Origin of the sequence: Paenibacillus sp. NPDC057886, assembly GCF_042796655.1 — a bacterium.
Classification (GTDB): domain Bacteria; phylum Bacillota; class Bacilli; order Paenibacillales; family Paenibacillaceae; genus Paenibacillus.
In genome coordinates this window covers 195,765-210,966 of record NZ_JBHVMZ010000011.1, presented here as the reverse complement: position 1 = coordinate 210,966, position 15,202 = coordinate 195,765, and the positions used below count along the sequence as shown (strand labels likewise).

Here is a 15,202-nt window from a genome sequence, read left to right as displayed (position 1 = left end):
CTCGAGCGTATAGAAACACTTTCGATTGTTTTGGGAAGTTTGAAATGTGCTATAATTGTGGTAACCTTTCACCAGACGAATTCACAAGAAAGGAGCGACATTTTCATGACTGAATTATCAGATCATCAGTTCACCTTAATTTCCCGTGCTCTTGCCGAGCCGAGACGTTATAAGATGCTTAAAGAAATCGGCGCCTCCAAAGACCCCCTTGCCTGCAGTATACTTCAAAATAACCATAACGTAAGCGCACCGACCATGTCTCACCATATTAAAGAGTTGGAGACGGCAGGATTAATCCATGTCATACGCGAGGGCAAGTTTAAGAATCTCGTTCTGCAGTCCGACACTCTTCGTACCTATCTGGATAGACTCTCGGAAATCGATGCGAATTGAATGAAACGCGCCGGTTGAATTCAAACTGAATATTTATCGGAACCCCCTCATGGAACATGAGGGGGTTTTTGCGTTCGTTTGAGTACGTCTGCAGTATCAGTGTGCAGCTATACATTGTTAATCAAATTAAATTTTGATAGAACAACTTGACGAAATTAAATATCAATGAGATACTTTTACAAGTATCTAACTATCTTTGTGGTTGAAGATGTACTACCCAAGACAGAATGATCTCAAAAAGGGGAGGAATGGAAATGGCTGAGCAACAAATTACGGCAACAGCTTCCGGCAAATTGAAAGTTGGAAAGGATCTTCAGGTCAATCGGTTAGGCTACGGGTCCATGCAATTGACAGGCCCTGGAGTCTGGGGAGATCCCGCCGATCCGGAGGGAGCCCTACGCGTTCTGCGGCGAGCGGTAGAGTTAGGCGTCACATTCATCGATACCGCCGATTCCTATGGCCCCTCCGTCTCGGAACAATTGATCAAACAGGCTCTTCATCCATACAAGGAAGATCTTGTGATCGCCACAAAAGCGGGCCTTACGCGTCCGGGCCCGGACGAATGGCTTCCGGTTGGGCGTCCTGAATACATACGTCAACAGGTCGAACTAAGCCTGCGTCATCTTGGTCTCGAGCGTATCGACCTCATGCAGCTGCATCGAATCGATCCAAAAGTACCACTCGAAGAACAGCTTGGCGAGCTTGCGCTTCTGAAGGAAGAAGGGAAAATACGGCATATTGGCCTCAGCGAAGTCACGGTGGACCAGTTGAAAGCAGCGGAGAAAATCACACCAATCGCTTCCGTGCAAAATTTGTATAACCTGGTGAAGCGTGATTCGGAGCCTGTGCTCGAATACGCGGAAGCGAACGGCATCGCCTTCATTCCCTGGTTTCCGCTCGCGACGGGCACGCTTGCGCGTGAAGGAAGTCCGCTTGATGAAATCGCCGTACGACTCAACGTGAAGCCCGCTCAACTCGCGCTTGCCTGGCTGTTAAAACGTTCACCGGTTATGCTGCCGATTCCGGGAACTTCGACCCTCTCGCATTTGGAGGAGAATATCGCGGCAGCCGGTATTACGCTCAGCGAGGAAGATTTCAATACCCTTTCACAATTGAAATAAAGGTTTTACTGAAAAAAGGAGTGTGTTATTCATGATATTACCTACTGAAGTAGAAACAGAAAAGGTCATCGCCAAGCGGGATACCACTGATGGATCTCCTGCAGAGATTCCTTTGTTCATCGTCAGACCGAAAGGAGTTTCAAAATTGAATCTCCCTGTCATTCTTTTAATTCAAGAGGCATTTGGCCTGAACAGCCACATTCAGGATGTTTGCCGTCGTTTTGCCGCACAAGGATATGTCGTCGTATCACCCGATTTATATTATCGTACGGGAGTGTGGCAAACCTTCGGCTATACGGAATATCCGGCAACAGCCCAGGCTCGAGAGCCGCTGACAGAGGAGAGAACGATGGGTGACCTCCAGGCTGTCCTCGACTATATTCTTGATTTGGAAGGTGCAGACGAAACAAGAGTCGGTGTCATCGGTTACTGTATGGGAGGCATGCTCTCCTATCTAACTGCCAGCCATTTCTCTGACAGGATCACAACGTCCGTCGTCTATTACGGTGGAGGACTGACGGCTCAAACTCCTCCATTTCCGGTTGCGCCCGTGAACAGAACGAACCGGATCAAGGTGCCTGTCCTCGGCTTCTTTGGAGGAATGGATCGAGGGATTCCCAAGCAAGTCGTCGAGCAAGTAGATCAAGCGTTGGAAATAGCTAATATCGAGCATGCCATTTACTATTATCCGGAAGCCGATCACGGTTTCTTCTGTAATGAACGGCAAAGCTATCATCCCTTAGCAGCTCAGGATGCATGGCATCGCACATTATCCTGGTTCGCCGAAAAGCTGTATGCATCCGATTCGATTCGTCTAGAGCAGCAATAAGCGGTTTAAGCGGACATTCGTTTAAAAAACAGTATTCAGGAGGGAAAAATGAACTCAAATGCAAATGCCGCCAATCGTCTTCCATTAGCGGGACTGCTCGCTTTGGCAATGACAGGTTTTATCGCGTTGCTATCGGAGATACTGCCAGCCGGGTTGCTGCCTCAATTAAGCCAAGGGCTTGGTGTTTCACAAAGTATGGCTGGTCAATTGACCACTGTTTATGCGATCGGTTCGGTCGTGGGAGCTGTCCCCATCATCACAGCAACTCGAAATTGGGGACGTCGGTCGCTTCTATTACTGACCGTTTGCACGTTCTTGGTTTTTAACACGATCACGGCCATATCATCTGTCTTTATATTAACTCTGGTTGCTCGCTTATTTGCAGGTGTAGCTGCAGGCGTTGTATGGGGAATGCTTACAGGCTATGCCAGACGTATGGTACCAGAGAAATTAAAAGGCCGTGCCGTGTCTATCGCTATGATGGGTATCCCCATTGCATTGACCTTTGGTTTGCCTCTCGGAACATTTCTAAGTTCTTTTATTGGTTGGCGCAGTTTATTTGGAGTTGTGTCCTTGGTCGCCGCTATTCTAATAGGATGGATTTTATGGAAATTACCTGATTTTCCAGGGCAGTCTGATAAAAGTTCAGTTTCGGTTTGGAGTGTTTTCAGAACACCTGGAGTACGTTCCGTATTGTTTGTCGTTTTGGCTTGGATGACAGCTCACAATATACTCTATACCTATATTTCTCCATTGCTAGCTTCTGTAGGCTTCAATCAGATCGAATTCATATTGCTCATATATGGTATTGCTTCGATCGTGAGTACCTTTTTAATAGGTAGGTTAATTGATCGTTACTTACGTCCTTTAGTAATTGGGAGTTTAATAGCATTTATTCTAGTTACCGTTCTATTTAGTATCAGTAGCAACTTACCGGTTGGCATCTATGTAGCTATCATTCTGTGGGGATTTGTATTCGGTGGTGCAGCATCACTCTTACAGACTGCAATTGCTGAAGCTGTGGATGATCAGGCTGTAGATATCGCATTGTCGTTAAGCTCAACCACATGGAATTTTGCTATTGCTTGTGGTGGTGCCGCAGGTGGAATATTACTGAATACGGTAGGGATGTCTTCATTTCCGTGGGTAGGATTTGTTTTGTTAATTTTGGCTATGTTCGTCGCATGGAAAGCGAAAAAATACGGGTTTAAATCTAAACGATGAAAGGGGCATGAGGGAACAGGGGTGAAATAAGTTAGCAAAATGATTCCCACCTTTTTTAATAGTATCTTCGGTGGTTCCAGACTGTTCCGAGATTTTTACACCTGACAATGACGTTAAATCATAATGTTTAAGTAAAGGGTCCTGATGATAAAAAAGTCATCAGGACCCTTTTGCTATGGACAAATAATCAAATTAAATTATTTGAGTCCAGACCATCTAAATATAAAGGCATTGTTATCTGTGAGAAGAGAGCTAATCCCTTTCAGTTGAATATAGGGGGAATCACAGCACATGACTCTCTAATTTAATTGGAATCAATAGAGTAAAAACTATTCTGCAACGAAATGCTCCCAGTCCGTCCAGTTTCAACCTTTACCTCAGTGGCAAAAACACCAGGCATACGCCCGTCTGGGAACCAGGGCATCTCTTTGTCGATAACAATAAACATGCCTTCTGCGTCACCGATGGGGGCAAATTGCTTTCCATCTCCGGCAAAGGGTTCAAGGTGATACTGTCCATTCATTTTGTTTATTGTATCGGGTACATCATCGACAGGCAGACCAATCTCGCTAATGCATAGCAGCTGCCTAGAATCAAAGGTTTCTTCGACTGCATTATCTAACGAATGGTGAGCGATGAACTCCATCAAATTACCGCTCGGGTCATAGAAATAGAAAGCTGTTGCATCCCAGTATGGGAAATAGAATTCATCTTTATCATCTTTAGAAAGCAAAGAGATGTTTCGATCTTGAACCCACTTTTTGGCTTCAGGCAGATGGTTTGTAGGAATCGTAAATGCGACATGATAGAAGGGCTTTTCCTGACCATGAGCTTGCTGAAATGAAAGGAGCGAATTTCCTGTGCGGAACGATACGGACGATGTACTCTCCTCCAATAGCTCCAACTCCAATAACGTACCGTAAAACTGCTTCATGGCCTCTATTTGATGTGTGAACAAGTTAACCTCTTTTATTTGCATTCAAGTCACTCTCCCTCTGAACTTATCCTTGATTAAAATAATCAATGGTTTTCTCAATAAATGCTTTGGCAGATTGGGTCAGGTAACGGTCGGACCGATGAATGATCTCAAAGTGACGGTAAGGGGCATCGTCCGTGATTCGGATGATGCGTAGTGTCGGTTCATTCATTGCCTTGATCAGTGGATATGGCAGTATCGTACCGCCAACGTTAGCTTTGACCAGACTAATAATGGAGGTTGCCGAACTTGTCTCCATGATTGTATTCAAGGTAAAGCCATATTTGCGGCAATAGCCATCCACCAGTTCTCTGCCTGTGAACCCTTCCGGGAACATTACTGTCTGAATATCGCGCAATTCCTTAATTCCAATTTCATTTTGTTCAGCCCAAGCGTGGTTCTCAGAAACGACGAGTACGTATTCTTCGCTGCACAAAGGAATGCGGACAAGACGATCATCAGAAACGGAAGTGAGCTCGATGCCGATGTCGACTTCGTTATCCAGCACTTGATTCAATACATAAATCGAAGAAACAACCTTTAATTTCACTTTGGGAAAATGGGCATGAAAATTAACGAGCAATGGAGTAAGACGGTAGTCCAAATCGGACGGTAGGACTCCGATCACCAGCTTGCCTCGCTGATCATTGCGGAATTCTGCTAGCGCATCCTGGGTATTATGTAAATGGCGAACCATTTGTACACAGTGCTCAAGGAACAGCGTTCCCGCCTGGGTTATCACAATTTTTTTGCCTACCCGGTCGAACAAGGGAACGCCTAACTCATCCTCCAAAGCTCGGATCTGTTGGCTCAAGGTAGGTTGAGAAATACCGATTTTATCTGCAGCACGTGTGAAATGGAGTTCCTCACAAACGACGATAAAGTTTTCCATTTGACGGATTTCCATATGCATTCCCTCTAATCATTGGTTTTTATAATCATTTTAATAAAAACTATTGTATTGTTCAATCATTATAATGCTTCTATACTAGTCTTGCACCACAAAAAGATCTACAACCTGGATCATTAGTGAATGCAACTATATAACAATACATGAGGTGATCCATAGTGAAACTGTTTTATATTCTTCTGGCGCTTATTCTGGCTTCATTGAATTTGCGACCACCGATTACATCCATTTCACCACTAATGAGTACTATACAAAGTGATCTGGGTATTAGCGGAATTACCGCCAGTCTGTTAACTACGCTTCCCGTATTATGTATGGGTATATTCGCTCCATTTTCCGTAAAGCTGAGCAGGAGGTGGGGGAATGAGGGCGCGATCGTTTTGGCATTAATCCTTATTGGAATTGGTACGGCATTGCGGTTGTTCGTGGGTGCAACGCCTTTGATGATGTTTACTTCATTTCTATCTGGAGTAGGGATTGCATTAGCCGGGCCGCTGTTGTCCAGCTTTATCAAGCAGTACTTCCCTACGCGAGTTGCTGCCATGGTGGGGCTCTACTCTACAGCAATGGTCGTGGGGGCCAGCATTAGTGTTGGGTTATCGGTTCCGCTTCAAAATATCCTGGGAGGGTCGTGGAGGGGTTCACTAGCGGTATGGGCATTACTTGCAGCAATTGCTTTGCCGATCTGGATGAGATTAGCCTTGGCAGCACGAAAGGATCGACAATCGGGGCAGATTTCTGCTGTGAACGTTGAAGCTCTTCCAGTGAAAAATATGCGAGCATGGGTACTGACGGTGTTCTTCGGACTGATGGCAGCGATCTTCTATTCATTGACTGCATGGCTTGCGCCTGCGATCCAGAGCCAGGGATACACGAAAGAGACTGCCGGCAGCATCCAAACGTTATTTACGTTAATTTCATTACCGTCTACGTTATTCATTCCAATGCTCGTACACCGTTACCAAAGACGTGTATTCTGGCTTGTTGGATGTGCGTTAATGGAGTTGATAGGAGTCTTAATGCTGAACCTGTCCGTCAGTCCTTGGCTGGCCGCGATTCCACTCGGCATTGGTGCCGGGGGATTGTTCCCGATCGCACTGATGCTGCCCATTGATGAGACAAATAATGCTCAGGAAGCCAGCGCCTGGTCAGCCATGACTCAATCGGGCGGTTACATTCTGGGCGCGCTTGGTCCACTGGCGATCGGCTGGCTCCATGATACTACGGGCAGCTTTGTTCAAGCGTTCTATGGTCTGGCTATAATCATCGTGTTGCAAATCATGGTTCAGTTGGTGATAGGCAATAAAAAAAGCTCTCCAGCGGTTCATGATAAATCAGAGTCCAGAGTTTGAAGAAAAAAAAGATTTATACGATGTGCGATGAGGTCGTAAACATTAAAAGGTTAATTGGTGGCGACATTTAAACATGGTCGAGTAAATCCAGGTAGTACTGTCTTAAGGATTCCTTTAAGGTATCGGGCTCCAAGATCTTAATGGACTTGCCGAAGCTTGCAAGATAACGAATGATGAACTCAAGCTCATGGGCTTCGTACGACCCGACTAAATAGGCGTGTCCAGTTCGTCCGGAATCAGCTCCAGATTCGTTCATAAGCTGCATGGATGGAAACTGTTCTTGCTGGAAGAGCTCAACCCCGGCTTCATTGATTAGACATTTGAATGGGATAGCGTTCTCTGATGGTTTCCATAACGAGTGGGCATCCTGTAGATTGAGTTCATTAATATGTGTTATAGGTTCGATGTCTGTCGCCTCGGGTGAGGTGATTCGGTCACATCGGAACACACGGTATGCATGCTTATCAAGATCATACGCCTGGCAATACCAGTAGCCTTTCATGGCATAGAGGGCGATAGGCTGGATGGTGCGAATGCTGGGCTTGGTTTTGTCGAGATTTGAGCTGTTAAGTGGATTACTGCTACTGCTGCGAATATGTTGATACGTAATCTGTATCACTATATTCTGAACAGCGGCCATCAATAGGAACTCCAGATGCTCAATATCCCGGATTTGCTCGGTGTGTCGGAAGGAGACCCGATGCTGAATTCGCTCAATATCTTGTCTCTGGTTCTCGGATAGGGCACTTAGAAACTTCTCGTGAATGGAACGAAAAGAGATCTGAAAGGGCAGGTTGGTAAAACTGCGCAATGCCTGCATCGCAAAGTAGAGTGCATGAAGCTCTCCCGTATTAAACGAAATGGGCGGCAGCTGCATTTGCTGAAGCAAACGATACCCGCCATAACGTCCATACTCGACATAAATGGGTGCACCGATTTCCTCCAATGATGCAATGTCTCGTAACGCGGTTCTCTTGGATATCTGAAACTCCTGCATGAGATCTTGCAGGGTGAAGTGTTGTTTTTGATTGATAAAGCGCAGCATCTGGTTCATACGTTCTGATTTTTTCATAAAAGAACCTCTCAATGGTGCCATAGATTGGCACCTTTATTCGTTATATTAAACAGTGTAATCCAATCAAACGAAGGAGGCAATACACATGAATGTTGAAGTGATCCCGTTTCTGTCGATGAATGGAGATGCTGCGGCAGCCATTGCTTTTTATGAGAAGTACCTGGGAGCTAACGTGTTATTCAAGAAAAATTACAAAGAGATGAAGGAAATGAATCCGGGGTTTGAGTATCCTGAAGGGCAGGATGAATATATTACACATTCGGTACTCCAGATCGGGGTAAACAAATTGATGATTGCTGAGGAAGAAATGGATTCGGGTCGGCCTTGGCAGCTGGGAAACAGCACGTCATTATGCATTCAATCGAAAGATAAAAGTACGATGACGGAGCTGTATCATTCGCTGGTACAACATGAGCAGGTTACGGTACTGGTGCCTTATGAGCAGAACGAGTTTAGTCCGGGGTATGGAATTGTCCGTGATCCGTTCGGAATCGTGATTCAGCTTTGTGTGACGGTGCATAATTTTTAATTAGGTAAAAGTGAATCCGTCATGAGCCTGGAGGATGTATATCCTTTGGGCTCATTTTGAATTCTTTGGAAGCTGTCGTTTCCTCTAAACTTTCTGCAAACGGGTGGCGTCCAGCTTGGCAAGACGTTTCATCACTTTCTTCAGCATAACGGAGGCTTTGACACGGAGAGCTAGATCGTTGGAGATTTCGATGCTGTACCAACCGGCGAGAATCTGCTCTTTGAGCTCGGCAACCGATGCACATGGACGATCCAGCACATTGAATACACTGCCGTATTGCAGGCACTGGTGGGTATCACTTCCGGCAGTGACGGGTTTACCGAGGGACTGGGCGAATGGTTCAACCTGACTGCGGCACGTCTCGATACCGTATTGATACATATCCTTGGCGTTCAAGTCAAAGGCATCCAGACGTCCCAACAAATCACGGTCCAACTGAAACAGCGGGGTAGACTCGCGGAAAGGGTGCGCGCCAATTTTGAGAAAAGGCCAGGCTTCGGCCATATCCAGCAGCTCGGCAAAAGGAATGAATGAACCTTTGGCAGTATATTGTTCCAGGCCGCTGCGGACGGCAAGAATATGTTCTTTTTGACCCACCAGCAAAATATGTCCTGTCTCCTGAATATCCACTTCCATGCCGGGAAAGATGCGCAGCCCATCTGCATCGTAGTACTCTCCGTTGTATGGATAGAGACGATCCAACGTTTCATAGACCTCGTAAAAGTTGCGAGTGTTAAAATGTTCGGTAAGCGCGAGGGCTTCGAGCCCGCTTGCTTTGGCTTCGTTGACCATTTCGGTGAAGTAATCGACCGAGAAATCAGAGTTTTTGGATAATTTGCCGTGTGTATGAAGATCAATGCGCATAGAAGACACTCCTTTATTCCATGAATGATTAATGAGTTGAATTACAGTATTTCGTAATGCCCGCCTAGCCAGAATAGCAGTGCAACATAGATTGCTGATCCGGCGAGAAATCCGAGGTCACGTGAGGTGATTTTCAGATGAGCCAGCTTCAGGCGTTTGGACTCGGGATGCTTCATGCCGTACGAGAACCCGCGTGTCTCCAGGGCTTCCACGGTTGTGCGGGAACGTTTGGCGGTAGCCAGCATGAGCGGGAAAAAAGACACAACGAACAGCTTCATATAGTAGACAACGAGCCGCCAGTAGAGCCATCCGTGCCGGGAGGGAACCTGACCCCGCAGTCTGTAGGACAGCATGATGTTGCGGAATTCACCGAACAGCACCGGCAATATGCGGTAAGCATAAGAGAGACTGAAGGAGAACGTCGCAGGCATGCCGAGCGCAAGCAACCCATCGCCGATCCGTTCCGGGTCCATACCTGAAAAGACGGTGATACTTGCGAGCGAGACGATCGACAGCTTCAAGGTAAGCAGCAGCAGGGGGAATGCAGATTCCAGATTGCCACCGAAGAACAGCGAGATGATAAACATCCACCCGACCTGGCCGATTAATCCCAAGCAGAGAATAATAATGATAAAGGGAGCGGCTCTGGACAGTATGGTGGTCGTCACCATCAACAGAAACATGCCAAGCAGCACAGTCCCGTTATGAACAAACCAGGGAACGATGGCAAAAAAGAGATACCAGATCAGCATGGCACGGGGATCAATCCGCGACAGGCTGGCATGTCCGCTGCCATATACGGTATTCATCAGCTCAAGCTGAATGCGTTCAATGGATATTTTGTCAAACCAGTTGCGGACAAGCTGCATGACGGGCATCCTCCTTGGTGAGTGATTGATTCAACAGGCTATCAACAAAAGCCTCGGTTGTCGGTGAAAGTGTCGGCAGTCCCATCCGGTGCGAGAGCTCCATGATCTGTGTAAGCGCAAGTCCGGAGCGGCGCAGAAGGGATTCATCCGCAAATACGTCGGCAGGTGTGCCGTCTGCTTCCACCTGACCATTGTGAAGCACAATAACTCGACTGGCCCACTGGGTAACCAACTGCATGTCATGCGTGGCAATGACGGTTGTTCGCACATGCTGATCCAGCTCATCGAGTACACCGATCAGTTCCTCGCGGGTGGCGAGGTCCAGATTGGCGGTGGGTTCATCCAGCAGCATAATTGATGGCTTCATGGCTGCACCGATGGCAAGTGTGACACGCCGCTGTTGTCCACCACTGAGAAGTCGGGCATCCCGCTCTTGTAGCGGAGTAAGCCGGAAACGCTCCAGTACATGTGTAATTTGCTGGTCAGCTTCCGGGATGCGACGGTTCTTCAGGAAATAGGCGACTTCTTTACGGACACTATCTTCGATAAACATTTCGGAAGAGTTCTGAAAAATATAGGCGACCTTCCCCACCAGCTGCTCCAAAGAGGAACGGTGCGTAACTTCACCCAGAACACTGACACTGCCTTCCTGAGGTAGGCTAATGCCAGCCATCAGCTTCAGCAAGGAGGATTTGCCGGCACCATTATTGCCAATCAAGGCAATCCGTTCTCCTTCATGGAGTGAAATATTAACACCACGAATGACTTCATGTTCTTTTTTACCCAGTCCTCTGTAACGCAGTCGGGTTTGATGGAACTGTACAATAGGAATCAACGGTTCAGCAGCGGAAGCAATCGTTAGGTGCTCGGAATTCACCATCTGATTGGGAAGGTCGCATGCCAAGGTCGAGTAAGATGAATGTTCATTTTGCAAAGAACCGGAAAGAATGGACGGGTAATGCTCGGCAAAATAAACTTTGGCTTCTACTACAGTGATCGGGAAGGATTGACCTGAACCTGAGGGGGTCGCAGTTGTTTTTTCACCCTGCGATATCTCGGCAGCCTGGATAGCTGCACGTGTCACCTCAGGAGGCTGAATGCCAAGCCGCTCCAGATCGGTAATGCGATTCAAACCTTCGCTAACAGGAAGATTCCACAATACCCGGCCTTTGTCCATCAGTACTACATCCGCACAGAAGTCGGCGATAAATTCAGTATGGTGTTCGATGACGATAATCGTCTTGCCATATTCCGTATTCAATCTCGAAAGGCACTCATAGATGAGTCTTGCATGCTGCGGGTCAAGCTGTGAGACAGGTTCATCCACGATCAGGATATCCGGGTCGAGCGACAAGGCTCCAGCCAGAGCGAGCAGATGTTTCTGCCCACCACTCAATTCCCAGATGTATCGGTTATGAATGGTATCCAGACCACACATGGCAAGTGCGCGTTCACCGAGCTCCCGATAGTTGGACAGACCGTAATTGAGTGGTGCAAAGCAAGCCTCGTCCAAGACGGTGGGCCGCACGAGCTGGTTGTCGAAATCCTGATAGACGTAACCTATCTTTCTGGACAGGTCTGCAACACTTCGGCCTTCGGTAGGCATGCCAAGTACCTGGATTTCACCGGAGAAGTCTCCTGTGTAGAATTGAGGGATGAGGCCATTGAACAACTTGCACAGGGTGGATTTGCCGCATCCGTTGCCCCCGATAATGGCTGTAAAACTGCCTCGTGGGAGTTCAAGCGAAGCTCCGTTCAGGACAGGCTCTTCCGAGCCAGGATACGTAAAGATGACGTTTTGAATGGAAATGGCGGCATTCGATGCAGAAACAGAAGTAGATGTGGATATGACATTATGCATAAGGGCGGTTCTCCGTACCTGGTACCGTTTTGTTTTTGCTCCGTTTAGCGCGCATGATCAGTAATGTCACCACGGCAACCAATGCAGCAGCTCCGATACTAATCCAGATTGAAGCTGAACCATATTGATCTGCATAGTCCGTCTCCCAAACAGCGAAGTTGATGTCCATTTCGGACAGGGATTCCGCACCAAAGGCGAGCGCAAGCAGCAGCACACCGATGAGGATCAGTTTCGGACGGAAGAAGCCGATGCCTTCATACTTCATACCTGGATTACGAGGTTTGATACCGAGCAGTGGTTCAATTTTGCCATAGAGTAGGGGGACGAGATACAGCGTAGGCAGCAGAGCGAACAGGATACCTGAGAACAGTACGTCATTTAGAAAGCCAACCCCTTCGATCAGTACAACACTTTCCGCAAGTCCAGGGACTGCTTCCAACTGTTCGACACCAATCCACACTTTACCGATATCGACCAGCGAACTGAGGAACTGATGAATGATGACTCCCGTCATGGCTGCGATTCCGACTTGTCTGCGATTGCGTGGATCACTGACCATACGTCCTGCGACATACATGGCAAAGGAAAAGGTAATGAATTTCTCCAGCTCGCCCAGTCCGCCGAATTGCCCCAGCATCAGCTCACCGAAGATCACTTCGCCAAGAGCCGCACCAAGGGCAGCAATCATGGGGTGGAACAAAATGCAAAGTGTCAACGGAATGAAGGCAAAGTATTCAACAGACAATTCAATCGGTCCAAGCTGGAGCTTGGGAATAAGCTCTGTGAACATGTTGGACAAGCCGTACAGTGACATGGAAAGCACAAACACCATCATTTTCTGTGAAGACGTCAGCGTATAACGCTCAGTCATCTTCTTCATCGATACATACCTCCCTGAAAGTTGGTGATCATCATAGCCACAGTCTAGGGGCAGAGTATTAACGGGAAAGAAGACATTTGTAAATCAATTGTAATTTTTATTACATAATATAAATATAATGAAAAAAATATTACATACATAAACGACTTCTTCTTCATTCAACTGATATACTGAGTGCAGAGCGAGAAAAGGAGTGCATACGGAATGAATTTGTTTACTCATAAAGAACAGCTGTCACCAGGCCATCTGAAAATTGCTGATTTTGTTGAACGCAATCCGGAAGAGATTCTGTTCATGACAGAACAGGAGATTGCCGACAGGCTGGGGGTTAGCATTGCGACGGTATCCCGTTTCTGGCGGGCGGTTGGATATGATAATGCCAAAGCGTTCAAAATCCGGCTTCGTACATCCGAAGACACTACACCTGCCCTCAAATTAAATAAAACCATATCCCGCATGGATACGGACAGCCTTCCCGTTCAGTTACTGGAGGCTTCTGTCAGCCATTTGCAGGAGACGTTGTCCCATATGAAGCAGGGGGATTTGGAGCACGCAGCAGCCATCCTTGCTGAAGCACGAAGAGTATATGTATATGCTCCAGGCCCTTCCGCTGGTTTGGCGGAATTATTGTCCTTTCGGTTGTCCCGATTCGGATTGACGGTCATCCATCTCGCCGGAGGTGGTCATGAATTATTAGAATCGTTGATGCACATGCAGCAGGAAGATGTAGTGCTGCTGATGTGTTTTACAAGACTCTTGCCAGAAGCAGAGGTCATTCTGGATTATGCCAGAGATACGGGTAGTAAAGCCGTACTTGTGACGGATCGCGAAGACCTGTTATATGGCTTGGGGACAGAGTTATCTTTTTACGTCAGCAGAGGAGAGCTTGGCGAATTTCATTCCATGGTTACTCCACTACTGTTGATGGAACAACTGGTGCTGGCGGTTGGGTTGATGCAGAAGGAGCAAGCGCTGTCCAAGCTGGAGCGGCTCGCAGATCTGCGCAACCGGTACGCAGACAAATTGCCGCGAGGCTAATGAATGAACAGGCAGAGTAGAATACACAGAAATGTCACAGATAACTTTAAATTATGAAGTTTTATCCCATCATTAGGGGCAGTTAATCCGCCCCTTTTTGTGTTAGAATCTGCTCATGAAACATAATGTTTAGACAGTTAGTTTATTGGGTATAAAAAGGCAAGCCGTAAACGGATTGTTGGAAATTGATTTGGGAGTGATCCAATTGATTGCAATTGGAGTATACAATAATAGAGTCGTCTCTATTCAGTTGAATACATAATTGCATTACAGCAGGAACTGCCAGAATGAGAACGGTTTAATCTTGGGAAGAAGTCAGGGAGTGGGGATCGGTTTGCCTATAGTAGATGTGGAAAAAAAAGATGTTGTCACCGATGCGCTGGTCATTAAGGCGATGGAGAAAAGTCTGGCTATCATTCGATTCGATCTGGATCGACGGGTTACGTATGTAAATGAAGTTTTTGCCCAGACGATGGGCTATACGGTAGCTGAGATGTATGGCAAGCAGCATGAGCAATTTTGCTTCGACGAATTCGTAAAAAGCCCCGACTATAACGCGTTTTGGAGCAGTATATTTAACGGTACCAGCTTTCAGGACAAGGTTGAACGCAAGGATGCAGAGGGAAATCCTGTATGGCTTGAGGCGACATATATGCCCGTCTATGATGAGTTGAATCAGAACATACTGGGTGTGTCCAAAATAGCTACCAACATCACGAGCCGTCAGAATAATATTTCAACTGTAGTTAACGAATTGAAGACGATGTCACATGAACTGAACGAACATGCTGATATCGGCATTGAGCGAAGCCGTGAGCTGATGTCCAGTATCACGTATATATCTGAAGTTTCTGCCCACAACCGAGCGACACTGAATCATTTGCAAGAACAGGCTCGTTCTATCCAGGGAGTTGTTAAAACGATCCGCGAAATTGCGTCGCAGACTCAGCTGCTGGCTCTGAACGCTGCGATTGAAGCGGCGCATGCGGGCGAATATGGGCGCGGGTTCGATGTAGTAGCCAAGGAAGTACGCAAACTATCGGCCATGGTCGAAAATTCCATTAATGAGATTCGGGATAGTGTGAATGGGATAACGAAAGAGATTACAAACATTTCTGGCGGAACACAGAAGGTTGAAGGATACGTGGAGCGAAGTCAGCAGCAGATCGAGGTGGCATTGAATGATTTTACAACCATTGCGGCGTCTGCACATCAACTGGATGAGAAGGCGCAACACGTAAGCAAAATCGTATAAAACAGTAGACACCATAACCTTGTAGG

General features: G+C 46.9%; 15 protein-coding genes. 8 read left to right on the top strand and 7 right to left on the bottom strand.

Annotated elements, in window-relative coordinates; translation table 11 throughout:
- Positions 1 to 105: 105 nt before the first annotated feature.
- The 4 genes from ACFVQB_RS30045 (at position 106) to ACFVQB_RS30030 (ending at position 3,567) form a co-directional block, all read left to right on the top strand.
- Complete coding sequence (locus ACFVQB_RS30045) at positions 106 to 393, top strand: ArsR/SmtB family transcription factor (protein ID WP_379448095.1); 288 nt, start codon at positions 106 to 108, stop codon at positions 391 to 393.
- Positions 394 to 647: 254 nt separating this feature from the next.
- Entirely contained in the window at positions 648 to 1,514 is an 867-nt protein-coding gene (locus ACFVQB_RS30040) for an aldo/keto reductase (RefSeq protein ID WP_379448093.1), read from the top strand.
- Between the two features lie 31 nt (positions 1,515 to 1,545).
- Positions 1,546 to 2,343 (top strand): dienelactone hydrolase family protein, encoded by a 798-nt coding sequence (locus tag ACFVQB_RS30035; protein WP_379448092.1) that lies wholly within the window; start codon positions 1,546 to 1,548, stop codon positions 2,341 to 2,343.
- Between the two features lie 48 nt (positions 2,344 to 2,391).
- On the top strand, positions 2,392 to 3,567 hold the full coding sequence (locus ACFVQB_RS30030; RefSeq protein ID WP_379448089.1) for an MFS transporter: 1,176 nt from the start codon (positions 2,392 to 2,394) through the stop codon (positions 3,565 to 3,567).
- Positions 3,568 to 3,871: 304 nt separating this feature from the next.
- Here the strand turns inward: ACFVQB_RS30030 and ACFVQB_RS30025 are convergent, their stop codons facing one another.
- On the bottom strand, positions 3,872 to 4,546 hold the full coding sequence (locus tag ACFVQB_RS30025) for a VOC family protein (RefSeq protein ID WP_379448087.1): 675 nt from the start codon (positions 4,544 to 4,546) through the stop codon (positions 3,872 to 3,874).
- 22 nt (positions 4,547 to 4,568) lie between these two features.
- Entirely contained in the window at positions 4,569 to 5,450 is an 882-nt protein-coding gene (locus ACFVQB_RS30020) for a LysR family transcriptional regulator (RefSeq protein WP_379448082.1), read from the bottom strand.
- 161 nt (positions 5,451 to 5,611) lie between these two features.
- Between ACFVQB_RS30020 and ACFVQB_RS30015 the strand changes: the two genes are divergently transcribed.
- Entirely contained in the window at positions 5,612 to 6,805 is a 1,194-nt protein-coding gene (locus tag ACFVQB_RS30015) for an MFS transporter (protein ID WP_379448080.1), read from the top strand.
- A 67-nt stretch (positions 6,806 to 6,872) separates the two neighbouring features.
- On the opposite strand, the gene ACFVQB_RS30010 is transcribed toward ACFVQB_RS30015, so the two are convergent.
- Positions 6,873 to 7,877, bottom strand: a complete 1,005-nt coding sequence (locus ACFVQB_RS30010) for a helix-turn-helix transcriptional regulator (RefSeq protein ID WP_379448078.1) — start codon at positions 7,875 to 7,877, stop codon at positions 6,873 to 6,875.
- Positions 7,878 to 7,965: 88 nt separating this feature from the next.
- Here ACFVQB_RS30010 and ACFVQB_RS30005 point away from each other — a divergent pair, with 88 nt between their 5' ends.
- Positions 7,966 to 8,409, top strand: coding sequence for a VOC family protein (locus ACFVQB_RS30005; RefSeq protein ID WP_379448076.1), 444 nt, complete (start codon positions 7,966 to 7,968; stop codon positions 8,407 to 8,409).
- 84 nt (positions 8,410 to 8,493) lie between these two features.
- On the opposite strand, the gene ACFVQB_RS30000 is transcribed toward ACFVQB_RS30005, so the two are convergent.
- Genes ACFVQB_RS30000 through ACFVQB_RS29985 form a run of 4 tightly spaced genes read right to left on the bottom strand, consistent with a single transcriptional unit; the run spans position 8,494 to position 12,883 of the window.
- A complete protein-coding gene (locus tag ACFVQB_RS30000) occupies positions 8,494 to 9,273 on the bottom strand; it encodes a PHP domain-containing protein (RefSeq protein WP_379448074.1) in 780 nt (259 codons plus the stop codon).
- Positions 9,274 to 9,314: 41 nt separating this feature from the next.
- Complete coding sequence (locus ACFVQB_RS29995; RefSeq protein WP_024631502.1) at positions 9,315 to 10,142, bottom strand: energy-coupling factor transporter transmembrane component T family protein; 828 nt, start codon at positions 10,140 to 10,142, stop codon at positions 9,315 to 9,317.
- Positions 10,117 to 12,003, bottom strand: a complete 1,887-nt coding sequence (locus ACFVQB_RS29990) for an ABC transporter ATP-binding protein (protein WP_379448072.1) — start codon at positions 12,001 to 12,003, stop codon at positions 10,117 to 10,119. The genes ACFVQB_RS29995 and ACFVQB_RS29990 overlap by 26 nt, the downstream gene beginning before the upstream one ends.
- The gene (locus ACFVQB_RS29985) at positions 11,996 to 12,883 is read right to left on the bottom strand and encodes a DUF8171 family membrane protein (protein WP_379448070.1); all 888 of its coding nucleotides are present in this window, start codon (positions 12,881 to 12,883) and stop codon (positions 11,996 to 11,998) included. The genes ACFVQB_RS29990 and ACFVQB_RS29985 overlap by 8 nt, the downstream gene beginning before the upstream one ends.
- Positions 12,884 to 13,087: 204 nt before the next feature.
- Between ACFVQB_RS29985 and ACFVQB_RS29980 the strand changes: the two genes are divergently transcribed.
- Positions 13,088 to 13,921 (top strand): MurR/RpiR family transcriptional regulator, encoded by an 834-nt coding sequence (locus tag ACFVQB_RS29980; RefSeq protein ID WP_379448068.1) that lies wholly within the window; start codon positions 13,088 to 13,090, stop codon positions 13,919 to 13,921.
- Between the two features lie 394 nt (positions 13,922 to 14,315).
- Positions 14,316 to 15,176 carry a methyl-accepting chemotaxis protein gene (locus tag ACFVQB_RS29975; protein WP_379448165.1) on the top strand — a complete coding sequence of 287 codons (861 nt, stop codon included), beginning with the start codon at positions 14,316 to 14,318 and terminating at the stop codon, positions 15,174 to 15,176.
- Positions 15,177 to 15,202 lie beyond the last annotated feature (26 nt).